Source organism: uncultured Anaerococcus sp. (assembly GCF_963512375.1).
Classification (GTDB): Bacteria; Bacillota; Clostridia; order Tissierellales; family Peptoniphilaceae; genus Anaerococcus.
Genome location: NZ_CAUPMI010000010.1, coordinates 36,248 through 59,880 on the forward strand (window position 1 = coordinate 36,248; position 23,633 = coordinate 59,880).

A 23,633-nucleotide genomic window follows, 5' to 3' on the forward strand; every position below is an offset into this window, starting at 1 on the left:
TCCCACAAAAAAAGATAGTTTCCTACCTTTTAACTTTTTTAACAAAGAGCATCTCTTCCTTGTCAAAGTACCTATAGTCTTTTTCTTTAAGATCTGAGAGTCTAATATCTCCTATTCTTATTCTTTTTAGCCTATTTACATTGATATTAAAATATGCAAACATTCTTCTAATCTGTCTATTATATCCCTGATGAATTATCACCTGATATTTTTTATTTCCAATTAGCTTTATATAGGCATCTGATGTATGTTCACCATTTCCTATGTCTAGACCTTGCATAAAAAGATTTTCTTCTTTTTTGCTTAAGGTTTTATCTACATCTACAATATATTCTTTATCCAGTTTGAATTTAGGGTGAATGATGTTATTGGTAAATTGACCATCATTAGTAATAATCAATAGCCCTTCGCTATCCTTATCAAGTCTACCAGCAGCGTAAAACCTCTTATCTATATCTACCAAGTCATTTAAGTCTAATTTATTATAAGGGTCAAAATTTGATGTGATATAGCCAACAGGTTTGTATAATTTAATATAAAATTTTTCTTCTAACTTAAGGACTTGACCATCTACTGAGACCTCATCAGTCTCTTTTACTTTATAACCAGGTTCAGTTACTAATATGTTATTTACTTTTACCCTAGCTTCTTTGATTAGATCATCAGCTTTTCGCCTAGAAGTAAAGCCAGTATTTGCTATATATTTATTTATCCTCATTATCATCACCAATCTTTATTTCAGGTAAATCTTCAAGTGAAGATATTGAAAAATATTTTAGAAACTCATCTGTTGTTCCAAATATTATTGGCTTACCTATCTTATCTAGCCTCCCTTTTTCAACAATTAGTCCCCTATCAAGGAGCGAATCAATTGTTGATTGAGAATTAACTCCCCTTATTTTATCTATTTCTGCCCTTGTAATTGGTTGTTTGTAGGCAATTATTGATAGGGTCTCCAGGGTTGAGTTTGAGAGTTTTTTTTCTGACTTGGCCACTAATTTTTCTAGGTATTTGTCAGTTGATTTTCTTGTTGAAAATTGATAGGACTTGCCATATTTTCTAATGATTAGACCAGTATTTCTGTTATTTCTCTCTTCAATAGATTCTTTAAGAGCTGTTTTTATTTCTTTTTTGTCAATATCGAATAATATCTTTGATAGGTCATCAAAATCTAAGGGTTCGCCCCAAATATATAAAATTTCTTCTATAAGTCCTTTTATTTCATCACTTGTCATTTTCCCTCTTAACTATTTTAAACGAATTAACATCTTCTTGACTTAGGTATATCTCTTTGAGTTTTACCATTTCTAATAAGGCTAAAAAAGTTGCTATACACTCTGCTTTGGTAATGATTCTTTTTGTTATATCATTTAGCTTTAATTCTCTGGAAAAATTCAAAGTTTTCCTAAGGCTAATAAGATAATCATTAACATCTGGCATAGTCTCTTGCTCAAATATCTTGGATTCAGATTTTTCTTCATTTTTAAGCCTATTTAATAGTTTCTTAAATTCTCTAGATAGGATGTCTATATCTTGATTAATGATTATTTCCTCTTTTTCAAAGCTAGTCAAATCTTCTTGATACTTTACATGAATTTTACGAGCTTCATCTTCAAGGTATTTAAAATCTTCTTGGACAGACTTGATTTTTTTATATTCTATCAAGTAAGCCAAAAAATCTTCTTCCAAGCCTTCATTTTCTTCTTTTGGTAAGAGCTTATTTGCCTTTATCGTCAAAAGTATAGAAGACGTATATATAAATTCAGAAAGAGAAGGCAAATCGATATTCATTTTGCCGACTTCTTCTAAAAATGGGCCTGTAATATCTTCTATTTTTACATCGTATATATCTATCTTTTGCTTATCGATTAGCTTCAATAAAAGGTCAAAAGGCCCTTCAAAGGCCTCTAGTTCGATATTAAGCTTCATTTAATAATTTTAAGCAATATAAAATAGCTATAATTGTTTTGGCGTCAGTAATTTCACCATTTTCAACCATTTTGTAAAGTTCCTTTATTTCTATTGAAAGTGCTTCAACATTTTCATCCTCATCTTGGTCAAGACTAGACTTAACTAAATTCTTGGCTAGAAAAAATGATAGTTTATCATTTGTAAAGCCAGGAGAAGCGTGCATATCAAATAGATAAGATATAGTTTCCGGAAAATATCCAACTTCCTCTTGTAATTCTCTTTTCGCAGTTTCAATAGGCATTTCACCTGGATCAACAAGACCAGCAGGAATTTCTAAGGTTATTTTATCAATAGCCTTTCTATATTGTTTTACCATCCAGATTTTGTCTTCACCATCAAAAGCGATTATTCCTACTCCTTTTTGGTGGTCAACAATTTCTCTTTTAGAATATCTCTTATTTTCAAGCTCTACAGTTTCAACCCTCAATTTAAGAATCTTTCCATCGTAGATTGTATCTGATTTAATGGTTTTTTCGTAAAATTTTTGCTCATTCATTTCTTAATTCCTCCGCCATCTTTAAGATTTCTCTTGCTGACTTTTTAGTAGTTTCCGTAATATCGACACCTGCAATTAATCTTGCTATTTCGAGGGTTCTTTCTTCCCCTTTTATTGTTTTTGAGTAAGAAATCGTGGCATCTTTATCATCTTCCTTGCTAACTAATATATGGTTATTAGCTAGGGATGCTAGCTGCGGCAGGTGACTTATAGCTATTACTTGTCTTTTCTTAGATAAATCAAGGATTTTTTCACCAACTATTTGTGCAGTTCTCCCACTTATTCCAGTGTCTATCTCATCAAAAATCATTGTATCTATATCATCAAAGCTTGCAAAAACCTCTTTAAAGGCAAGCATTATCCTGGAAATTTCACCACCTGATGCAGTTTTAGTTAGGGATGATAGGTTTTCTCCTTTATTAGTTCTTATCAAGAAATCTATATCATCATATCCATCACCATAAATTGTGTCAGCCTTTTTAAGGTCAACTTTAAATTTACCATTTTTTATATTTAATTCCACAATTTCTTTATTGATTGACGACTCAAGTTCTTTTATTTTCTTAACTCTAATAGCATGTAACTTATCAGCCTTATCTAGCATTTTTTTGTCTATATCTGCTATTTTAGAGTCTATATTTATTCTTAGGTCTTCTATTTGATTTAACTCATCAAGACGGTCTTTCATTCCTTCATAATAGGCTTTGATATCATCTATACTGTTGCCATATTTTCTCTTAAGGTCAAAGAGTTTTTTATTTAAATCATCAAGAGCCTGCAATCTTTCAGGGTCAGTGGATAAAATTTCCACATATGAATCAGCTTCTGAATATATATCATTAAGCTGATCTGATATTGAAATTAGCCTATCATATAAGTCTTCCGATTTTTTATCTATACCTACATAATTTGAAATTGCTGAGGATGCTTCATTTAATAAACTACTGATAGATGGGATCTGATAATCATCAGAATCAATGATCTCAATCATTTGATAAAAGCTGTCTCTCAAACTTGATATATTTGATAGCCTCTGATATTCACTTTCTATTTCATCTTCATTTAAATTAAATAAATCTATAGCTTCAATCTCTTTTATTTGATAATCAATAAGATCTCTTTCCCTACTTAACTCTTCATCTGTTAAGTCTAAGTCTTGAAATTTTTTTATAAAATCAGTTTTCTCTCTAGATAAGTCTTTTAACGATTCTCTTAAAGACTTTGTTTCTTGGTCATTTTGGTAAGAATCTATCAAGTTTATATAATTAGACTTATTCATATAAACATTGCTATCACCTTGCCTATAAATGTCAATTAAGAATTCTCCTATATCTTTTAAGATGTTTAAATTTGAAAGCCTACCATTTATCCTTATAGATGAGGACTTATCGCTTATTTTTCTGGTAATAATAAGTTTGTCATCATCAAAACTTATATCTTTATTCTCAAGATATAATTTTTGATCTTCAGCTAGGATAAATACAGCTTCAATAATTGTAGAGTCCTTAAATTTGCCAATAATATCCTTACTGGCTCTCTTTCCTAAAAGCAAATTTATTGCTTCAAGTATTATAGACTTACCTGAACCAGTCTCGCCTGTTATTACATTAAACTTGTCCTCAAAAAATATATGGTCTTTTTTAATTATTATAAAATTATCTATATAAAGCTCGGCAAGCATTATTTTACAAGATCTCTTAATTCTTCTACTAAATCGTCAATAGTTTTTGAATCTTTTGGAGTGATAAAGATTGTGTCTATACCGGTTACGATTCCTCCAACATTCTCTAGCTTGGCATTAGTAATATATTGTCCGCAAACAGTTGCACAGTATGATATAGTCTTGATAACTACAAGTTGAGAGGATTTTTCAACTGATAGAACAGCTTCCTTAAAAATCTTCTCAATCCTTTCTGTAAGCGTATCATAAACTGCATCAACTACTGTATACTTATATTCATAGTCATCACTTTGAACCTTTGATATTCTTAGCTCTTTTATGTCCCTAGAAATAGTAGCTTGGGTAGCGTTTACTCCTTGATCTCTTAGGATCTCAGATAATTGGCTTTGCGTTTTGACATCATTATTCTGAATGATATCTAATATTAATCTTTGTCTAGTGTATTTTTTCATAATATCCCCTAATAACTTCGCTTTGATAAATAATCTATAAGATAAGTTAGAAATTCGTTATGGCTAAAATTAGAAATAGCTTCTCTTGCGTCTTTATTAATTGAATCAAGGAGAGAAATAGCTTCTTCTTTAGTCATTATATTAAGTATATTTAGTTCATCTTCATATGTATCTTCGAGTAAATCATCTTGTATTTGGAAGGCTAGGCCTAGGTTTTCAGCATATAATGTAAGTAGTTTAATTTCTCTATCATTAGCCTTAGCTGAAAGTGCTGCTCCAATGCATGCTGCCTTAAAAAGATCTGAAGTTTTCTTACTATAGACTTCCAAAAGATAGGATTTATCCACTTTGACATATTTCCTTAGATCTAGGATTTGGCCCTGAATCATGCCTCTCTTAGAGGCTCTTTCCATTATATACTTACCAGCTTTAAGATATGTATTGTTATTAATAGCAATATCAAATAGGATAATGGCTGCTTCATTTAAGAGGGCATCGCCAGTTAATATAGCTATGTCTTCACCATATTTTTTGTGAAGGCTCTCCATCCCCCTTCTATAGTCATCATTATCCATGGCAGGCAAATCATCATGGACCAAAGAATAGGCGTGAATTAATTCAATAGCTAGGGCCATCTTATAATCGTCTTCACTGAGAGAGTCTGAAAACATTTTCTTGCTTTCCAGATACAGACTAGCCCTTATTCTTTTGCCGCCATCTGAAGCATAGGTCATTGTCTCATTAATAAGACCCTCTTTTGGAAAGTAGGCTCTTACCCTCTCATCAATGTCCTTCTTATTCTTATTTAATATCTTAATAAATTCTTCTTTATTCATCACTATCAATTATTTCTACCTTAGCCCTATAATCTTCTAAATTTCCTTCTAATTTCCTATAGAGTTCTTTAGCTTCTTTATAAAGTTTTACACTCTTATCTAAGTTATCTTTGTTGTCTTCTATTTCTTCTAATAAGTTTTCTATTTTCTTATAATTTTCTTCAAATGATTTATCCATCAATAATCCTTGCTAGTACTTCTCCATCGCTAAATATAAGTTTTACAAGATCATCAGTTTTAAGTGAATGTTTAGAAAAAACCAATCTATCATCATATTCAATTTGTATCTGTTTTATTGAATATTCAATAATTTTTTCTACTGCCTTTAAATTAAAGGACAGGCTTTTAAGCTTTTGATCGTTATAAACTAAATTATCCCTTATTGCCTTATCTATTCTTAGGCCTAATTTAGAAAGATCCTTAAATTTAGAATCTAAGATAAGCTTTGGATTGCTAATAGCGATTCTTTTTTTAAGGTATTCTAATTTTAAGGCATAGTTGTCCAGGATATTTTCAATTTCCTTAGCTTTTTGCCTAAATAAATTATCTAATTTTTTATGATAGTCCTCATAGAAGCTGATTAAGTAAGAACCAGCTTCAGTTGGTGTTTGAAGACTTAGATCGCTTGCTAAATCCGAAAGAGTCCTATCTATGTTGTGGCCTATTGCTGTTATAATAGGTGTTTTCGCTTTATGTATAGCCTCTATAACTTCTTTTTGATTGAAGCTTGAAAGGTCTTCGTTTGACCCTCCTCCTCTGGTTATAACAATCACATCCAGTTCTAGACCATCTAATCTTCTAATTGCCTTTTCTATTAGCTCAGAAGATTCTTCTCCTTGAACTTTTACAGGATTTAGAAAGATCTTTATATCATTAGGTCTTGAGTTAATCATCGATATAAAATCTACTATAGCTGCCCCATCTTTCGAAGTAATTAGACCTATTTTTTTGACTAGCTTATCGATTGGATTTTTATTTTCCTGATCAAAATATCCCTTTTTTATGAATTCTTCTTTTAACTTTAAAAATTCTAAATAGGCTTTAGAAATACCTTCATCTTCAACTTCATTTGCTATTATTATGAGTCTTGAGGAATAATTATTATAGGATAAGTTACCTTTAACAAGAATTTTCTTTCCGGTCTCAAAGTCAAAGGAAATATCCTTATCCTCATAATAATATATTACACAATCTATTAGGTCTGTTTCTTCCTTTAATGAAAAATATAAGTGATGGTTATTTATCCTTACATTGGCTAGTTCTCCACTTATATAGATTCTTCTAAAAATAGGATCATGTTTGATATTTGATTTTATATACTCATTAAATTGCTTAACTGTCAGGGGCTTTTTCATTTTTTATCTTTTCTAACTATGTCACCTAATATCTTATTTATAATCTTATATTCATCATTGGTCGAATATTTTTTAGCAAGATCAACCGCTTCATTTATTGAGACTGAAACAGGTATATCCAAATAATAGATTTCATTTATAGAAAGATAGATTATTGATTTTGCAATCCTGCTCATATTAGAAAATTTAGTAGATAGATTATCTTCTAGCTTTGCTACAATCTCATCATAATGATCTTTGTATGAATTTATAGACTTAATTATATATGTTTCATCCTCACTTAGGTCGTGATTTTGATATAAATCATTATTATCTTTTATGTCGTTAATTGAATCTTGGTAGATGAGCTTAAAAACCCACTCCCTCTGCTGCCTTCTATTCATCAAATTTCTAATCTATTAACGTTAATATTAACCCTGCTAACTCCAATTCCTGTCATTGTTTCTATTACATCTTTGACATTTTTTTGGACTTTTTTCACGGTCTTTCTAACGTTTATATTCTTATCTAGTGATAAATCTATATCTATCACAAGATTACCAGCTACTTTTTTAATACTTGTTTTGGTAGCCTTATTTTGTAGGGAATGCATGAATCCTTCTTCGGAAGTATCCTCATATACCCCATAGACTTCTTCAGCAGCTGTTGTTGCAATTTGATCTAGAATTTCATCTGCAATTTTGACTGATCCATCTTTAAAATTGTTAGTCATCTAATACTCCTATACTCTAGATAGATACTCTCCACTTCTTGTATCTATTTTGATAACATCACCTTCATTGACAAATATTGGAACGTTTATTACTGCTCCAGATTCAACTGTTGCTGGCTTTGTAACATTTGTAGCTGTATCACCTTTTACACCTGGTTCTGTTTCTACTACCTTAAGTTCTACGAAGTTTGGTGGATCAATTGAGAATGGTTTGCCTTCATAAAATTTAATAAGAACATTATCATTTTCTTTTACATAGATGATAGCCTCTTTAACTGCCTCTTCTTCTATACCAATTTGTTCAAAGCTTTCTGGGTCCATAAAATAATATAGTTGACCATCATTGTATAAATATTGCATTTCTTTTGTAGAAATAACGGCATTTTCAAATTTTTCATTTGGGTTAAAGGTTACATCCTTTGCTCCACCATTCATTACTGATCTTATTTTGGTTCTAACAAATGCTGCACCCTTTCCTGGTTTTACGTGTTGGAAATCTACAACTTGATAAACATCCCCATCGTATACAAATGTTACACCTTTTCTTAAATCGTTAGCTGAAATCATAATTCCTCCTTGGCTGTATTCTTACATTATTATACCATATATAAGAGATAATTGAAAATTTTATTCATCAGCTTTTATCATTTTACATCTAGAATAGATGTATAAAATAGGGCTTATAAGTATAATGAATAAAAAGAGGTGCGTATGAAAAAACTTGCCATAATTTCAGAGTTTAATCCTTTTCACAATGGCCATAAATACTTGCTTGATAAAGCTAAAGAAGAGCTTGCCTGTGATTTTGCTATATCCTTTATGAGTGGTGATTTTGTCCAAAGAGGTGAACCTGCTATCAGCGACAAATTTATAAGAGCCCAAACTGCAATAGAAAATGGTTTTGATCTTGTTATAGAAATGCCTAATTTCATTAGTCTACAGGCAGCTGAATTTTTTGCTTTTAAATCTATTGAGATCCTAAATAAAATGGGAATTGATTACCTATGTTTTGGTATTGAAAACCTAGATGAAAAAGATTTTTTGGAAAAAGCCAAAATAGCAATTAATAATTACAATTTTATTAATCAAGAGCTTAAAAAGTATCTTGCAGGTGGTTTATCATATACAAAAGCTCTTAACACTGCTATTGCTAGGCTTGTGGGAGATGATTTTATTTCAGCCAATAATATTTTAGCTCTTGAATACATGAAGGCTCTTCATAGATTAGATTCACAAATTAAGCCATATCCAATTTGTAGAATTGGAAGTCTTAATAGGGATATATTTATTAATGATAAATGTTATGCCTCATCTACCGCTATAAGAAATAATATTTCGTCTCAAATAAGAAACCTTATGCCTAAAACATCTTATAAGAATCTCTCTAATTTTTTAAAAATATATGATAAAATCGATGATGAGATTTTCTATAAAATTTTTACCTATAAGCTAATTGTTGAGAAAAAGGCTATGACTGATATTATAGGTTATGAAGAGGGTATTGAAAACTATTTAATAAAACTTGTAGATAAAAACAGGTATTTTAACGATTTTATTAATAAGGCCACAAGTACTAGGTATACTAAATCTAGGATAAGTAGGCTTATCCTAAATTATATTCTTGATAATAGCTTTAAGCTTAATGATATAGATATTAATTTTATAAAAATTTTAGCCTACAATAAAACATCAACCAAAATATTTAAAGATTTCAACGATAAGGTTGATATTGTTATAAATAAGTCCGATTCAAATAAGTTAGACCAAGATAATTTAATTATTTTTCAAAAAATGATCAATGCTTCTAATCTCTATAATTTAGCTATTGGAAGAGAAATAAACTATGATTACATCCATAATAATAAACCATTTAAATAAAAACGTCCAAGAACATAACTTTTATGTCTTGGACGTTTTATCTTATTTATTTTCTAGCATATTATTTCTAATTTTTTCTAATTGTTGAACTAGGCCGCTAAAATTATCTATTGAGCCTGAGAATAACTTATCTACATACTCATAAGATTGAGCCTTTATATGTTTAGCCTCAGCAGCTGCTTCTTGTAAAATTCTATCAGCTTCAGCTCTAGCTTGTTGGGTTATTTCATGTTCGCTAACCATTCTTTGGAATTGGCTCTTTGCTTGTTCTTTAAAGTTTTTGATTTCACCTTCTGCTTGATTAAGTCTGCTATCGGCTTCATTACTTGCTTCAGATAAAATTCTTTCTTTCTCCTCTGTTACCCATTGAGCTTGTTTTATTTCTTCTGGTAATGAGTCTTTCATCTCATTAAGTACATCATAAATTTCATCAGGATCTACTGCTACCTTTTTAGAAAATGGTACAGAGCTTGCTTCTTCCATTATGTCTTCCATCTCATAGATAAGATCAGTTATTTTGTTTGCCATACATCCTCCTAATAATTATATTTATCTTTTATTCTTTTCTCGACGCTTTTGCTTACAAAGGCTGAAACATCACCTTTAAAGGCTGCTATTTCACGCACTCCACTAGATGATACAAAGGAATATTTAGGATTACTTAATAAAAATATAGTTTCTAGACCCTCATATAAGGTAGAATTTACTCTGGCTATATTTTTCTCATATTCATAATCTGTAACAGCCCTTAGGCCCCTAGCTATAAGCTTAACATCTTCTTCTTTAGCGAAATTAACTAGTAAACCATCAAATGATTTAATGGTCACATTGTCTAATTTTTCTTCTTCTATAGCCTCTCTTATTATTTCTTCCCTTTCTTTGAGGGTAAATAGAGAGTTTTTGTTTTCATTTCTAATAACTGCAACTATGACATGGTCAAAGTGAATTGATAGCCTCTTAATCATATCCATATGGCCATTTGTTAGTGGGTCAAAGCTGCCTGGATAAATTATTTTCATATTGTGTATATTTTAATATATTTCCTTCCATAGGACTTATCTTTTAATATATGTAAATCATATTTTTCGGAAAAATCTAAGTCCATGCTCGATTCAGTTATAATTATACCATCATCACTGGATAAGTCATATTCTTTAATATAAAATAGAGCTTTATCTAAAAAATCACTTTCATAGGGTGGATCTAAAAATATATAGTCAAACTTAAGATTCTTTTGACCTAAGTCTTTAAGAGTTTTTACAAAGTCGTTTTTAATCATTACAGCTTTGTCCGTTCCAATTTTTTCTATATTTTGTTTCAAAATTGAAAAATTAGAATAGTTCTTTTCATTAAAATATACTTCAGATCCTCCCCTAGAGAGAAATTCTATGCCCATCTGTCCAGTTCCCGCGAATAAATCTAAGGCGATAAAGTTTGGTTTGAAAGGATAAAGCATATCAAAGACTGCTTCCTTTACCTTATTGTCAGTTGGCCTTGATGTTTTTGATTTTGGACTAGCTAAATTGAAGCCCTTATATTTTCCTGCTACTACTTTCATTAGTTTAAAATAATATCCTTATCTTCATCAAAAAATTTCTTTATGAAATCTATATTCACTCCCTCAAAATTAATGGATTTTAGGTAGTCAAAAATTTCAAAACTTCTGTCAGTTTCTTCTTCGGTCATGTTTAGGTATTCTATTTCAGATAGGTTTTTACCATGCTGGATAAGAGAAAGAATCTTTCCACCGCCTCTTAATTCGTAATCTTTTCTAGCTATTTCAAAGCCATCATTGGTTTTCTCTAAGATCTTAAGTTTAGGATTATCATCTACATTTTTATTTATTAGAAAACAATAAGACTTATGCTGGCCTCTACCAACCCTTCCCCTTAGTTGGTGGAGTTGAGATAGACCAAAATTACTTGCATTATAGATTGCTATAATATTAGCATTTGCAACATCTATGCCAACTTCTATTACTGTCGTTGAAATTAATATATCTATATCTCCATTTGCAAAATTATTTAAGATTTCCTCTTTGATTGCTGGCTTTAGCCTACCATGTAGTATTTCTACCCTATAGGCTTTGAAGTTCTTTTTATATCTCTTATAAAGATTTTCTACCGAATTATCATCTTCAGAATCTATGTTATTACTTACAACATAAACCTGCCTTTTAGCTTCTAGATTTCTAGATATTTCTTCAAATAGGATTTTTTCCCTATTTTGCATTATGATATGTGTATCAATAATTTCCCTGCCCTTTGGTAGTTCATTTATGATGCTTAAATCTAACATTTGATTTATCTTCAAAGATAGGGTTCTAGGAATAGGAGTGGCTGTCATTGTTAAGTAATTTACTGCTTGACCTTTTTTAGCCAAGGCTTGTCTTTGTTTCACCCCAAAACGATGTTGTTCATCATTTACTACAAGTCTTAAATCCTTAAACAATACATTATCTTGAATTAAAGCATGGGTGCCTATCACTATATCTATTTCCCCATTTAATAATTTAGCTTTAATTTCATCTTTTTCTTTGCTAGAACCAGTTAAAAGACCTACTCTTAGAGAAAAAGACTCAATTAAATCTTTATTCTTCTCATATTGTTGGATTGCCAAGACCTCTGTTGGCACCATCATGGCTGATTGGTAAGAATTTAGACCGAATATAATCATGGCTAGGATTCCTACGATTGTTTTACCAGATCCAACATCACCTACCAATAGCCTATTCATGGCAAAGTCACTAGTAGAGTCTGCTAATATTTCTTTAAGGGATCTTAACTGTGATTTTGTAAGCTTAAAAGCTAATCTATCTAGAATATTATCCAAATTATAATTAAGCTTAATATCCTGACTTATCTTGGCATTTTTTCCAATATAATATAAAAATATTAATTCTCTGAGTAGGTCTAAAATCTTCACATCAGATTTTGCCCTTAATAAATCATCAACATTATCAGGAAAATGAACTGTATTTAAGGATTTTTGTCTTGATAAAAGATCAAATTTCTCGCAAATTTCAGGGCTTAAGAGCTCTTCATCTTGATCGTAGAAAGATAAGGCTTCCTTTATAAAAGTCCTTATATTTTTCTGACTTAGTCCGCTTGTTAATGGATAAATAGAATAAATTCCACCTATCTCGCTTCCACTTAGGTCTTCAAAAATAGGATTAACCGATTCATAAAATCCATTTTTAAAAGCTACTTTAGTATAGAATTTGTATTCTTTATTTATATCTATTTTCCTAATTGAAAATCTATCATTAAACCATACAACCCTTATTTTATTACCTATGTTATCCTCAAAATACATGTAAGATAGTGAAAGATTTTTAAATCTTTTAAAATAGGGCTTTGACACACATTTCCATACAAAATAATAGGCCCTATCATCTTTAGCCTGACTAGCTGAGATCTTTTTGCTCCTATCTTCATAGGCTCTTGGATAATAATTATATAAGTCACTGACTGTGTATATATCAAGCTTGCTAAGAGTTTTGGCCTTTTTAGGGCCAATACCTCTTAGGTCCGTTAGTTCCTTATTCAAGGGTAGCTTGGTAGTAATATACTGGCTGTCCGCCGTAGATTAGTTCTACATCTATATCCTTATGGTCTTTAGAAAGCTTTTTGACAAGGTCTTTAGCCTTTTTCTTATCAGCTTCTTCACCATAATATAAGGTAACTAAAGATATATCTTCATCTTCCTCTATGGCTTTTTCTAGGGCAAGCTTTAATGTTTCTTCTATATTTGAAGTACTTACCACAATTTTACCATCGAGAATTCCGATAAAATCATCTTTCTTAATTTCTACGTTATTTACACTTGTATCCCTAATTGATATAGAAACTTCAGCTGTGTGCATATCAGCAATTACATCAGCCATGTTTTCGACGTTTTCTTCTATTGATTCAGACTCATCAAACTCTAACATAGCAGTGAAAGATTCTGGTATTGATCTTGTTTCTACAACCATAGCATTCTTATCTGTAAGTTCGCATGCTTGCTTAGCTGACATTATTATATTTTTATTATTAGGGAAAATAATAATATTTTCAGCATTTATTTCTTCTATATTTTTATAAATATCCTCTGTAGAAGGATTCATTGTTTGGCCGCCTGAAATTATCTTATCAATATTCATTGATTTAAGAATATCGTCGTATCCATCACCCCTAGATACTGCTATAAAACCATATTTTTTAAGCTTAACTTCTTTTTCTTTTTTTGCAATTTCCGGTTTAGTGTTTTCAATTTCAACCTTTAACAAAACTCCGTCTAGTAATAATATAGATATAACTTGATGAGGGTGATCTGTCTGTAGACTCGCCTTTATAACATTATCATTAAATTCTGACTCGAGGTGACTAGAAAGATTTCTAATTGAATCAATTATTTTTTCATAATCAGATTCCTTACATGATAGGCTAAATGATAGCTTATAAGTCTTTTCTTCTTCGCTTGCATCTGATAAGTCTATGTCCCTATCTATATCATTATTTAGGGCATTTAGAGCACCCCTTAAAAGAAATAGCAAGCCTTGGCCACCTGAATCAACTACACCTGCTTCTTTTAAAACCGGTAGTTGTTTTGGTGTATTATCTAAAGCCTTCTGTCCTTCACCAATAATATCTATAAGATAATCATCCAAATTTATATCTTCTGAGTAGGACTCTTCTGCTCTTTCAGCCATCTTTCTTGCTACTGTTAGAATTGTTCCTTCTGTTGGCTGCATAACTGCCCTGTAGGCAGTCTTAGAGGCATTTACAAAGATTTCTTTTATATCACTTGCTTCTATTGCATCCTTATTCTTTAGAGCTTTTGACATACCCCTGACAAGTTGAGATAAGATTACTCCAGAGTTTCCTCTAGCTCCCATAAGAGTACCTTGGCTTAGGGCCTTTGAAATTTCGTATACATTTGATAAGCCTGATGTATTAACCTTATCAACACCAGATTTCATTGTCATGGTCATGTTTGTTCCTGTATCACCATCTGGAACAGGAAATACGTTTAGCTCATCAACTAAAGATTTGTTTTCTTCTAAATATTTAAAGGCTCCAATGACCATTTGTTGGAGCTTATTTGCATCAATAACTTTCATATTTCTCCTATCTATTGATTCCTTGGACATAGATATTTACTTCAGAAACATTTACATTCAAAGAGTTTTCTATATTATATTTAACATTTTCGATTATATTTTGACATACTACCGGTATTCTAATACCATATTCTAAAAATAGAGATATAAATATTGCTACTGTACCATTGTCCCTTCTTATAACCTTAACTCCTCTTTGCATGTTATTTACACCTAAGAGTTTATATATACCATCCTTTGCCGATCTACTTGCAAGGCCAACAACACCATAAGATTGCATGACGCTTGCTACTGCAATATTAGCAATAACGGAATCATCGATTGTTATTTTTCCTAAATTATTTACATATCTAATTGTCATAATACCTCCACATAAATATAAGTATTAACGATTGTACTTAAAAGATTGAAATTAATATTTATAAAAATATCTATAAAACTAAACCTACTATCAAAGATAATGGTAACTTTAATTTTATAAAATCTTTGTAAGTATTCCTTTAGTTCATTATACCATAAATTCCTACTACTGATAAGAATATACCTATAATTATATATATTATATATTTATAAATTATAGGAATTATGTATTTAGGCAAGAAAAAATCGCCCTAAAGGCGATTTTCTCTTGCTTATATTATTTTTATTTGCCAGCTAATTTCTTGTAAGATTCATATCTTTCTTTAGCAGCTTTTTCTGCTTGTTGATATAGTTCATCAGCTGTTTCAGGGAATGATCTCTTAAGTGATGAGTATCTTACTTCACCTTGAATGAATTCTTGGAATGATTCTGTAGGTTCTTTAGAGTCTAATTGGAATGGATTTTTGCCCTCTTCAGCAAGTCTAGGGTCAAATCTCCATAGGTGCCAATAACCAGCTGCTACAGCTTGTTTTTCTCTAAATTGTGATTTACCCATACCAATTCTGATACCATGGTTAATACATGGAGCGTAAGCTATGATTAGAGATGGTCCATCATAAGATTCTGCTTCTCTAATAGCTTTTAGAGTTTGGTTTTGGTTAGCACCCATAGCTACTTGAGCTACGTATACATATCCATAAGATGTCATCATTAGACCAAGGTCTTTCTTTCTTACCTTTTTACCTGCTGCAGCAAATTGTGCTACTGCTGATAGAGGTGTAGCCTTAGATGATTGTCCACCTGTATTTGAGTAAACTTCTGTATCGAATACGAAGATGTTGATATTTTCACCACTTGCAAGTACGTGATCTACACCACCAAATCCGATATCATAGCTCCAACCGTCACCACCAAAGATCCATACAGATTTTTTGATTAGGTAATCTTGAAGTTTTAGTATATTGTTTAGGTATTTCTTAGCATCTTCATTTGCTAAATCTTCTTTTACATTTAGGATAGCTGCTGTTGCTTCTTTAGAAGCTTTAACATCATCTTTTCCTTCTAGCCAAGCTTTGAATGCTTCGTTGTAAGCTGAATCAAGTCCTAGTTCTAGGAATTTGTTCATGTTATCTTCTAGGATATGTGTATTTGCTTCTGTAGCAAGTTTCATACCATAACCATATTCAGCAGCATCTTCGAATAGTGAGTTACCCCAAGCTGGACCTTTACCTGTTGCAAGGTTTTTAGTATATGACATTGCTGGTGCACTAGCTCCCCAAATTGAAGAACATCCTGTTGCGTTTGCTATATACATTCTGTCCCCGAATAATTGAGTAATTAGTTTAGCATATGGTGTTTCACCACAACCTGCACAAGCACCAGAGAACTCGAATAATGGTTGTTTGAATTGGCTGCCTTTAAGTGTCATAGGATCCATAACATCTTCTTTGTAGCCAATTACATTATGAGCATATTCCCAGTGTTCTTTTTCTTTTTCTACTTCTTCTTCGAAAGGTTTCATTAATAGGGCTTTCTTTGGAGCTGGACATACATCTGCACAGTTACCACAGCCTGTACAATCTAGTGGAGATACTTGGATTCTAAATTCATAGCCTTCCATACCTTTACCGATTGCTTTTTTAGTATCAAAACCTTCTGGTAGATTTGCTTTTTCATCTTCTGTAACTAGGAATGGTCTTATTACTGCGTGTGGGCATACATAAGAACATTGGTTACATTGGATACAATTATCTATTTGCCATTCTGGTACGTTAAGAGCGATTCCTCTCTTTTCGTAAGCAGTTGTACCTGATTCGAATTCACCATTTTCGATTCCTACGAAAGCAGATACTGGTATATCGTCTTCTTTTTGTTCAAGCATTGGTTTAACGATGTTTTTAATGAATTCTGGAAGTTCTTTTTCTTCTTTAACTTCATCAACTGCATCTTTCCATTCAGCTGGAACTTCTACTTTGATTGGTGCTTCAAGTCCTTGATCTACAGCGTTGTAGTTCATGTTAACTATATCTTCACCCTTATGACCGTATGATTTAACGATAGATTCTTTTAGGAATCTTACAGCATCTTCTACTGGTATAACTTTTGTTAGGTTGAAGAATGCTGATTGCATAATCATGTTTGTTCTTCCACCAAGACCGATATTTTGAGCTATATGGCTTGCGTCTAAGATATAGAAGTCAATGTTCTTTTCAGCAAGAACTCTCTTCATCTTAGCTGGAAGATGGTTTTCAAGATCTTCAACTGACCAAACAGTGTTTAATAAGAAAGTACCACCTTCTTTAATACCTGCTAGTAGGTCATATTGGTTAACATAAGCTTGTTTTGAACAAGAAATAAAGTCAGCTTCATCCAATAGATATGTTGAAAGAATAGGTTCTTTACCAAATCTTAAGTGAGATACTGTTAGACCACCTGATTTTTTAGAGTCATAGTCAAAGTATCCTTGAGCATACATGTCTGTATTATCACCTATGATTTTGATAGCTTGTTTGTTAGCACCTACTGTACCATCTGAACCGAATCCCCAGAATTTACATCTGCTTGTACCTTCGTGTCTAACTTTAAAGTCATCTCTTGGAAGTGATTTATTTGTAACATCATCTGTGATTGATAGTGTAAAGTCATGTTTTGGTTCATCTTTAGCAAGATTATCATAAACTGCTTTAACATCTGCAGGAATTGTATCTTTTGAAGATAGACCGTAGATACCACCGATTATAAGTGGTCTTTCGTCACAATCATAATAGCTTGCTTTAACATCTAAGTATAGTGGTGAACCGATTGCACCTTTTTCTTTTGTTCTATCAAGAACTGCTATTTTCTTAACTGATTTTGGTATAACTTTTAGTAAGTGTTCTGCAGACCATGGTCTGTAAAGATGAACTTCTACAAGTCCTACTTTTCTGCCTTCTTTTAGTAAAACATCGATTGTTTCTCTAGCTGTTTGGCATACAGAACCCATAGCGATAATGATATCTTCTGCATCATCAGCACCATAGTAATTAAATAGACCATAGTTTGTACCAAGTTTTTCGTTGATTTGGTTCATGTAGTCTTCTACAATACCTACTATGTCTACATAAGCATTGTTGCTTGCTTCTGTTCTTTGGAAGAAGATATTTTTCTCAGCTGTACCCATGTGTTTTGGTCTTTCTGGGTTAAGTGAGTGGTTTTTGAATTCTTCTACTGCTTCATAGTCAAGCATTGGAGCAAGGTCTTTGTAATCCCAAACTTCAACTTTTTGAATTTCGTGGCTTGTTCTAAATCCGTCAAAGAAGTTGATAAATGGTACTCTACCTTTAATAGCTGCCAAGTGAGCAACTGGTGAAATATCCATAACTTCTTGTACTGAGTTTGAAACTAGCATTGCACAACCTGTTTGTCTTGCTGCCATTACGTCTGAATGGTCACCATAGATTGATAAGGCGTGTGTTGCAAGGGTTCTTGCTGATACGTGGAATACACCTGGTAATCTTTCTCCAGCAATCTTATACATGTTAGGAATCATTAATAATAGACCCTGACTTGCTGTATATGTAGTAGTAAGTGCTCCTGCTGCAAGTGATCCGTGCATAGCTCCTGCTGCACCAGCTTCTGATTGCATCTCTTTAACTTTTACCTCTTGACCAAATAGGTTTTTACGTCCGTTTGCTGCCCAAACGTCTACGCTTTCTGGCATTGGTGAAGAAGGTGTAATTGGATATATAGTAGCTACATCAGTAAACGCATATGATACGTGAGCTGCTGCAGTGTTACCATCCATTGTCTTCATTGCTCTAGTAATTGTCATCTAGACCTCCTAAAATAATTATAAGCAATTATCGTTAACACTAATATAATTATAAATATTTTTTCATTAATTGTCAAGAGAAAAAGAAAAGATTTTCTTATATTTTCCAGTATTTTTCAATTGATAATGATTATCAAGACCATTCTTTGTCTTTTTCTATTATGCAAAATATTCATTTTAAGCCCTGTTAAACCATATATTTATGAATAAATATGCTATTTGGCTAAAGTAAATAATACTATGTAAATATAACAAGAGGACAGACATAAGTCTGCCCCCTTAATTTGCAATTATTTTCCCGCTAATCTCTTATAAGTATTGTACCTAGCTTTTGCTGCTTTTTCTGCTTGGTCATATAATTCATCTGCACTTTCTGGGAATGATATCTTTAATGATGAATATCTTACCTCTCCTTGGATAAATTCTTGGAAGGATTCGCTTGGTTCTTTAGAATCTAATTGGAATGGATTCTTACCTTCATCTTCTAGTCTTGGGTCATATCTCCATAAGTGCCAGTAGCCCGCATCTACCGCTTGTTTTTCTCTTCTTTGACTCTTGCCCATGCCTATCCTTATGCCGTGGTTTATACATGGTGCATAAGCTATTATAATTGATGGGCCATCATAGGATTCTGCTTCTCTTATTGCTTTTAGGCATTGATTTTGGTTTGCTCCCATTGCCACTTGCGCTACGTAGACATAGCCATAATTTGTTAGCATTAATCCAAGGTCTTTCTTTCTTACCTTTTTACCTGAAGCAGCAAATTGTGCTACAGCTGCAAGTGGTGTTGCCTTTGAGCTTTGACCACCTGTATTTGAATATACTTCTGTATCAAATACTAGGATATTGATATTCTCTCCTGATGCTAAGACATGGTCCACTCCACCATAACCTATATCGTAAGCCCAACCATCACCACCAAATATCCAAACTGATTTTTTGATTAGATAATCTTTTAAGTCGTAGATATTTTCTAGTATCTCCTTGGCCTTTACACCTTCTATTTTTTCATCTTTTAGATTTAAAATCTTAGCTGTTGCTTCTTTGGAGCCTCTTACATCTTCTTTATTTGCTATCCATTCTTTAAAGGCTTCATTTAAGTCTGTATCTATATTTAGATCTATGAATTCCTTCATATAAGTTTCTAGCAAATATTTATTAGAATCTGTAGCAAGTTTCATACCATAACCATATTCTGCGTTGTCTTCGAATAAGGAATTCGCCCATGATGGTCCCTTGCCTTCGCTATTTTTGGCATAGCATACTGATGGTGCGCTTGCTCCCCAAACAGATGAGCATCCTGAAGCGTTGGCTATTAACATCCTATCTCCATATAATTGAGTTACTAGTCTTGCATAAGGAGTCTCGCCACATCCTGCACATGCACCAGAGAATTCTAGAAGTGGTTGTCTAAATTGGCTAGCCTTTACTGTAGTAGGATCCATTAAGTCTTCTTTATAACCTATTTCTTCGTGTGCATAGGTCCAATTGTCTTTTTCTTTTTCAACTTGTTCTTCAAAAGGCTTCATAATTAAAGCTTTATTTGGTGCTGGACAAACATCTGCACAGTTGCCACAACCTGTACAATCAAGTGGTGATATTTGTATTCTAAATTCATAGCCTTCAAGGCCTTTGCCTATGGCTTTTTTAGTTTCAAAACCTGCTGGAAGATTTGATTTTTCATCTTCTGTAACTAGGAACGGTCTTATTACTGCGTGCGGACATACAAATGAACATTGGTTACATTGGATACAATTGTCAATTTGCCATTCTGGAACATTTAGGGCTACACCACGTTTTTCATATTGGGTTGTTCCTGTATCCCAAGCACCATTGTCTAGATCTTTAAATAATGAAACTGGAAGTTCGTCTTCTTTTTGTTCTTCCATTGGTTTTACAATTTTTTCAATAAAGTCAGGAAGTTTTACTTCTTCTTTTTCTTCATCTTTTGCATTTAGCCATTCTTCAGGTATTTCTATTTTTTCATAAGCACTAGCACCCTTATCAACTGCTTCATAGTTCATAGCTACTATGTCTTCACCCTTATGGCCGTAGGCTTTAACTATAGAGTCTTTTAGATATTTCATGGCATCATTTACATCTATTACTTCTGTAAGATTGAAGAAAGCTGATTGCATGATCATATTTGTTCTAGAACCTAATCCAATATTTTCAGCTATATGGCTTGCATCTATGATATAAAAATTAATTTTATGTTTTGCTAGGTAGTTTTTAATTGAAGATGGTAGGTGATTATCAAGTTCATCTTTTGACCAAACTGTATTTAGTAAGAAAGTTCCTCCATCTTTTAAACCTTCTAGTAAGTCATACTTATAAACATAAGCTTGTTTAGAGCAAGATATAAAATCAGCTTCATCTAATAGATAGGTTGAAAGTATAGGCTCTTTACCAAATCTGAGGTGAGAAACGGTAAGGCCTCCAGATTTTTTAGAATCATAATCAAAGTAACCTTGGACATACATATTAGTATTATCACCGATAATTTTGATTGCCTCTTTGTTGGCACCAACTGTTCCATCAGATCCAAATCCCCAGAATTTGCATCTTGATTCACCTTCATGTCTTATTCTAAGATTTGTTCTAGGAAGTGACTTGTTTGTTAGGTCATCAGTAATTGATAGGGTAAAATCTTTAACCATATCCTTATTTAGGTTGTCAAAGGCCGCCTCAAAATCAGCTGGTATTGTATCTTTAGAGCTTAGTCCAAATCGACCGCCTATAATTTCAGGTTTATCTTCAACATTATAGAAGGCTGTCACTACATCTTTGTATAGTGGTTCACCCTCTGCACCTTTTTCTTTTGTCCTATCTAGAACACCAATTTTCTTAACAGACTTTGGTATTACTTTGAGAAGGTGTTCTTTAGAAAATGGTCTATAAAGGTGAACTTCAATCAAACCAACCTTTTGTCCATTTGCGTTTAGATAATCAACAGTTTCTCTTATAGCCTGGCAACCAGATCCCATCGCAACTAAAGCCCTATCAGCTTCTGGATGTCCGTAATAATTAAATAATTTATAATCAGAACCGATTAAATCGTTTATTTTATTCATATAATCTTCAACTATGTAAGGAAGCCTATCATAGATTGGATTTGATGCTTCTGCTGCTTGGAAGAAAATATTCTTTTGAACAGTACCCATAGTTTTAGGTCTTTCTGGGTTTAATGAAGTGTTTTTAAATTCTTTTACAGATGCGTAGTCAACTAGTGGAGCTAGGTCCTTATAGTCCCAAATATCTATTTTTTGAATTTCATGGCTTGTCCTAAATCCATCAAAGAAGTGTAGGAAAGGTACCCTTGCCTCAATTGCTGATAAGTGAGCCACAGCTGCAAGATCCATTACTTCTTGAACAGAGTTTGATGCTAGCATTGCAACTCCAGTTTGTCTTACAGCCATTACATCAGAGTGGTCTCCGTAGATTGAAAGAGCATGGGTTGCAACTGTTCTTGCCGCTATATGGAAGACACCAGGTAAACGCTCTCCTGCAATCTTATATAAATTTGGAATCATTAATAGTAAGCCCTGGCTTGATGAATATGTAGTAGTAAGGGCGCCAGCTCCAAGAGAACCGTGCATAGCTCCTGCTGCACCACCTTCTGATTGCATTTCTTTTACTATAACTTCTTTACCAAATATGTTTTTTCTCCCGTTTGCTGCCCAAACGTCTATGTATTCTGGCATTGGTGAAGATGGAGTTATAGGAAAGATTGTAGCAACCTCTGTAAATGCGTATGAAACATGAGCTGCCGCTGTATTACCATCCATAGTTTTTTTGACTCTAGTAATTGTCATAATAAATCCTTTCTCGTCATATTTTGAAATAAATTGACATAAATATTTTATATCTACTAATATTATATACAAAAATCGTTTTTATAACAATAGGTAATTTATATTTTTTCAAAAAAAGAACCCCTTTTGGGGTCCAAAATTTACATATTTTTAATTATTATATTTGATCATCGTGAATTCTTTCAGGATGGAAAATGTTGTCAGTCATTACTTTTGCAGCATTGTAACCATAATTCTTTTCTCTTTGGTTCATAGCTGCTACCTCAATTATTAAAGCAAGGTTTCTACCAGCCCTAACAGGAACAACTAAATGAGGAACACTTACATCAAGAAGCTCGATGTGGTGTTGGTCTATTCCAAGCCTATCATATTCAAAATCATCCTTCCATTGCTCAAGCTCCACTACTAAATCAATATTTGTATCAAATTTAACCGAACCTGTACCATATAATCTTCTAACATTGATTATGCCAAGGCCCCTAATTTCCATAAAGTGTCTTATATTTTCAGGAGCTCGGCCAATTAATTTATTATCAATTGCTGATATGTCAACCATATCATCAGCCACTAGCCTATGACCCCTATTTACTAGCTCAAGGGCTGTCTCAGACTTACCAACAGATGACTTACCCATGATAAGTATTCCCACACCAAATACTTCCAAAAGCTCTCCGTGAACATTTGTAGATGGAGCAAGTTGGTATTCAAGTTGGTCGGAAATATCTGATATTAGCTTGGTAGTCTTAACTGGTGACCTAAGAAGGGTAACATCATAATATCTAGCTAAGTCGATTATATCTTTATTTATTTCACGGTTAGATGAAAAAATTACAGCAGGTATCTTATAAGAAAGGATTCCCCTAAATCTCTCATATTGCATCTTACTATCTAGACTTGTTAGATAGGTATACTCTACTTTTCCAATAACTTGGAGCCTCTTATAAGGAAATTCTTCCATATAGCCGGTAAGCTGCAAGCCAGGTCTGTTTACATCAGCATTTTCCAGATCAATTTCAAGATAGTCTGTCGATTGGCTTATTATTTCAAGGCCTAAATTCTCAACAACAGTATGAAGTTTAATGGTTTTCTTGGCTTCGCCCTTACTTACCTCTTCTTCAATGTGTTCACTTTTATCGTCAATATTTTGTACTTCAGTCATTTA

22 protein-coding genes are annotated in these 23,633 nt (G+C 32.6%); 1 reads left to right on the forward strand and 21 read right to left on the reverse strand.

All coding sequences use genetic code 11. From position 1 onward, the window contains the following. Positions 1-22: 22 nt before the first annotated feature. From RRB46_RS05745 to efp, 12 genes are read right to left on the reverse strand one after another with little or no spacing between them, the layout of a single operon-like run. Positions 23-718: a pseudouridine synthase gene (locus tag RRB46_RS05745; protein WP_311537816.1), complete on the reverse strand. Its 696-nt coding sequence runs from the start codon at positions 716-718 to the stop codon at positions 23-25. Then, positions 705-1,235 carry an SMC-Scp complex subunit ScpB gene (gene scpB, locus RRB46_RS05750; protein ID WP_296126694.1) on the reverse strand — a complete coding sequence of 177 codons (531 nt, stop codon included), beginning with the start codon at positions 1,233-1,235 and terminating at the stop codon, positions 705-707. Before scpB ends, RRB46_RS05745 begins: the two co-directional genes overlap by 14 nt. Then, positions 1,225-1,929, reverse strand: coding sequence for a ScpA family protein (locus RRB46_RS05755; protein WP_296126696.1), 705 nt, complete (start codon positions 1,927-1,929; stop codon positions 1,225-1,227). The genes scpB and RRB46_RS05755 overlap by 11 nt, the downstream gene beginning before the upstream one ends. Further along, on the reverse strand, positions 1,919-2,467 hold the full coding sequence (locus tag RRB46_RS05760; protein WP_311537817.1) for an NUDIX hydrolase: 549 nt from the start codon (positions 2,465-2,467) through the stop codon (positions 1,919-1,921). The genes RRB46_RS05755 and RRB46_RS05760 overlap by 11 nt, the downstream gene beginning before the upstream one ends. Then, on the reverse strand, positions 2,460-4,148 hold the full coding sequence (gene recN, locus RRB46_RS05765; protein WP_311537818.1) for a DNA repair protein RecN: 1,689 nt from the start codon (positions 4,146-4,148) through the stop codon (positions 2,460-2,462). Before recN ends, RRB46_RS05760 begins: the two co-directional genes overlap by 8 nt. Beyond that, on the reverse strand, positions 4,148-4,600 hold the full coding sequence (locus RRB46_RS05770; RefSeq protein ID WP_296126702.1) for an arginine repressor: 453 nt from the start codon (positions 4,598-4,600) through the stop codon (positions 4,148-4,150). Before RRB46_RS05770 ends, recN begins: the two co-directional genes overlap by 1 nt. A gap of 8 nt (positions 4,601-4,608) precedes the next feature. Beyond that, entirely contained in the window at positions 4,609-5,436 is an 828-nt protein-coding gene (locus RRB46_RS05775; protein ID WP_311537819.1) for a polyprenyl synthetase family protein, read from the reverse strand. Continuing rightward, a complete protein-coding gene (gene xseB / locus RRB46_RS05780) occupies positions 5,429-5,614 on the reverse strand; it encodes an exodeoxyribonuclease VII small subunit (protein WP_297688382.1) in 186 nt (61 codons plus the stop codon). Before xseB ends, RRB46_RS05775 begins: the two co-directional genes overlap by 8 nt. Beyond that, positions 5,607-6,791 carry an exodeoxyribonuclease VII large subunit gene (gene xseA / locus RRB46_RS05785; protein ID WP_311537820.1) on the reverse strand — a complete coding sequence of 395 codons (1,185 nt, stop codon included), beginning with the start codon at positions 6,789-6,791 and terminating at the stop codon, positions 5,607-5,609. The genes xseB and xseA overlap by 8 nt, the downstream gene beginning before the upstream one ends. Beyond that, entirely contained in the window at positions 6,788-7,174 is a 387-nt protein-coding gene (locus tag RRB46_RS05790; protein ID WP_297688386.1) for a transcription antitermination factor NusB, read from the reverse strand. The genes xseA and RRB46_RS05790 overlap by 4 nt, the downstream gene beginning before the upstream one ends. Next, positions 7,174-7,503 (reverse strand): Asp23/Gls24 family envelope stress response protein, encoded by a 330-nt coding sequence (locus RRB46_RS05795; RefSeq protein ID WP_296126712.1) that lies wholly within the window; start codon positions 7,501-7,503, stop codon positions 7,174-7,176. Before RRB46_RS05795 ends, RRB46_RS05790 begins: the two co-directional genes overlap by 1 nt. 9 nt (positions 7,504-7,512) lie before the next feature. Further along, a complete protein-coding gene (gene efp / locus RRB46_RS05800) occupies positions 7,513-8,070 on the reverse strand; it encodes an elongation factor P (RefSeq protein WP_296126714.1) in 558 nt (185 codons plus the stop codon). 144 nt (positions 8,071-8,214) lie between these two features. Here efp and RRB46_RS05805 point away from each other — a divergent pair, with 144 nt between their 5' ends. Beyond that, entirely contained in the window at positions 8,215-9,381 is a 1,167-nt protein-coding gene (locus tag RRB46_RS05805; RefSeq protein ID WP_311537821.1) for a nucleotidyltransferase family protein, read from the forward strand. Between the two features lie 42 nt (positions 9,382-9,423). Here the strand turns inward: RRB46_RS05805 and RRB46_RS05810 are convergent, their stop codons facing one another. The 9 genes from RRB46_RS05810 to hprK form a co-directional block, all read right to left on the reverse strand. Continuing rightward, positions 9,424-9,909, reverse strand: a complete 486-nt coding sequence (locus RRB46_RS05810) for an ATPase (RefSeq protein WP_296126719.1) — start codon at positions 9,907-9,909, stop codon at positions 9,424-9,426. A gap of 8 nt (positions 9,910-9,917) precedes the next feature. Further along, complete coding sequence (gene coaD / locus RRB46_RS05815; protein ID WP_296126721.1) at positions 9,918-10,400, reverse strand: pantetheine-phosphate adenylyltransferase; 483 nt, start codon at positions 10,398-10,400, stop codon at positions 9,918-9,920. Further along, positions 10,397-10,939 carry a 16S rRNA (guanine(966)-N(2))-methyltransferase RsmD gene (rsmD, locus tag RRB46_RS05820; protein ID WP_297688393.1) on the reverse strand — a complete coding sequence of 181 codons (543 nt, stop codon included), beginning with the start codon at positions 10,937-10,939 and terminating at the stop codon, positions 10,397-10,399. The genes coaD and rsmD overlap by 4 nt, the downstream gene beginning before the upstream one ends. After that, complete coding sequence (locus tag RRB46_RS05825) at positions 10,939-12,930, reverse strand: ATP-dependent DNA helicase RecG (RefSeq protein WP_296126725.1); 1,992 nt, start codon at positions 12,928-12,930, stop codon at positions 10,939-10,941. Before RRB46_RS05825 ends, rsmD begins: the two co-directional genes overlap by 1 nt. After that, a complete protein-coding gene (locus RRB46_RS05830; RefSeq protein WP_311537822.1) occupies positions 12,923-14,485 on the reverse strand; it encodes a DAK2 domain-containing protein in 1,563 nt (520 codons plus the stop codon). Before RRB46_RS05830 ends, RRB46_RS05825 begins: the two co-directional genes overlap by 8 nt. A 7-nt stretch (positions 14,486-14,492) precedes the next feature. Beyond that, positions 14,493-14,846, reverse strand: a complete 354-nt coding sequence (locus RRB46_RS05835; RefSeq protein ID WP_106460344.1) for an Asp23/Gls24 family envelope stress response protein — start codon at positions 14,844-14,846, stop codon at positions 14,493-14,495. 282 nt (positions 14,847-15,128) lie between these two features. Further along, positions 15,129-18,656 (reverse strand): pyruvate:ferredoxin (flavodoxin) oxidoreductase, encoded by a 3,528-nt coding sequence (gene nifJ / locus RRB46_RS05840; RefSeq protein ID WP_311537823.1) that lies wholly within the window; start codon positions 18,654-18,656, stop codon positions 15,129-15,131. Positions 18,657-18,946: 290 nt separating this feature from the next. Continuing rightward, a complete protein-coding gene (nifJ, locus tag RRB46_RS05845; RefSeq protein ID WP_311537824.1) occupies positions 18,947-22,471 on the reverse strand; it encodes a pyruvate:ferredoxin (flavodoxin) oxidoreductase in 3,525 nt (1,174 codons plus the stop codon). 157 nt (positions 22,472-22,628) lie between these two features. Then, a complete protein-coding gene (gene hprK, locus RRB46_RS05850; RefSeq protein WP_106460347.1) occupies positions 22,629-23,630 on the reverse strand; it encodes an HPr(Ser) kinase/phosphatase in 1,002 nt (333 codons plus the stop codon). Between the last annotated feature and the right edge of the window lie 3 nt (positions 23,631-23,633).

What these genes read in the sequence shown, in the direction of transcription:
- RRB46_RS05755 (WP_296126696.1), bottom strand. Translation starts at nt 1,929, where the DNA reads ATGAAGCTTAATATCGAACTAGAGGCCTTTGAAGGGCCTTTTGACCTT.
- scpB (WP_296126694.1), bottom strand. Translation starts at nt 1,235, where the DNA reads ATGACAAGTGATGAAATAAAAGGACTTATAGAAGAAATTTTATATATT.
- hprK (WP_106460347.1), bottom strand. Translation starts at nt 23,630, where the DNA reads ATGACTGAAGTACAAAATATTGACGATAAAAGTGAACACATTGAAGAA.
- RRB46_RS05775 (WP_311537819.1), bottom strand. Translation starts at nt 5,436, where the DNA reads ATGAATAAAGAAGAATTTATTAAGATATTAAATAAGAATAAGAAGGAC.
- RRB46_RS05835 (WP_106460344.1), bottom strand. Translation starts at nt 14,846, where the DNA reads ATGACAATTAGATATGTAAATAATTTAGGAAAAATAACAATCGATGAT.
- nifJ (WP_311537824.1), bottom strand. Translation starts at nt 22,471, where the DNA reads ATGACAATTACTAGAGTCAAAAAAACTATGGATGGTAATACAGCGGCA.
- RRB46_RS05805 (WP_311537821.1), top strand. Translation starts at nt 8,215, where the DNA reads ATGAAAAAACTTGCCATAATTTCAGAGTTTAATCCTTTTCACAATGGC.
- RRB46_RS05830 (WP_311537822.1), bottom strand. Translation starts at nt 14,485, where the DNA reads ATGAAAGTTATTGATGCAAATAAGCTCCAACAAATGGTCATTGGAGCC.
- nifJ (WP_311537823.1), bottom strand. Translation starts at nt 18,656, where the DNA reads ATGACAATTACTAGAGCAATGAAGACAATGGATGGTAACACTGCAGCA.
- coaD (WP_296126721.1), bottom strand. Translation starts at nt 10,400, where the DNA reads ATGAAAATAATTTATCCAGGCAGCTTTGACCCACTAACAAATGGCCAT.
- RRB46_RS05770 (WP_296126702.1), bottom strand. Translation starts at nt 4,600, where the DNA reads ATGAAAAAATACACTAGACAAAGATTAATATTAGATATCATTCAGAAT.
- RRB46_RS05795 (WP_296126712.1), bottom strand. Translation starts at nt 7,503, where the DNA reads ATGACTAACAATTTTAAAGATGGATCAGTCAAAATTGCAGATGAAATT.
- recN (WP_311537818.1), bottom strand. Translation starts at nt 4,148, where the DNA reads ATGCTTGCCGAGCTTTATATAGATAATTTTATAATAATTAAAAAAGAC.
- RRB46_RS05760 (WP_311537817.1), bottom strand. Translation starts at nt 2,467, where the DNA reads ATGAATGAGCAAAAATTTTACGAAAAAACCATTAAATCAGATACAATC.
- RRB46_RS05810 (WP_296126719.1), bottom strand. Translation starts at nt 9,909, where the DNA reads ATGGCAAACAAAATAACTGATCTTATCTATGAGATGGAAGACATAATG.
- rsmD (WP_297688393.1), bottom strand. Translation starts at nt 10,939, where the DNA reads ATGAAAGTAGTAGCAGGAAAATATAAGGGCTTCAATTTAGCTAGTCCA.
- efp (WP_296126714.1), bottom strand. Translation starts at nt 8,070, where the DNA reads ATGATTTCAGCTAACGATTTAAGAAAAGGTGTAACATTTGTATACGAT.
- xseB (WP_297688382.1), bottom strand. Translation starts at nt 5,614, where the DNA reads ATGGATAAATCATTTGAAGAAAATTATAAGAAAATAGAAAACTTATTA.
- RRB46_RS05790 (WP_297688386.1), bottom strand. Translation starts at nt 7,174, where the DNA reads ATGAATAGAAGGCAGCAGAGGGAGTGGGTTTTTAAGCTCATCTACCAA.
- xseA (WP_311537820.1), bottom strand. Translation starts at nt 6,791, where the DNA reads ATGAAAAAGCCCCTGACAGTTAAGCAATTTAATGAGTATATAAAATCA.
- RRB46_RS05745 (WP_311537816.1), bottom strand. Translation starts at nt 718, where the DNA reads ATGAGGATAAATAAATATATAGCAAATACTGGCTTTACTTCTAGGCGA.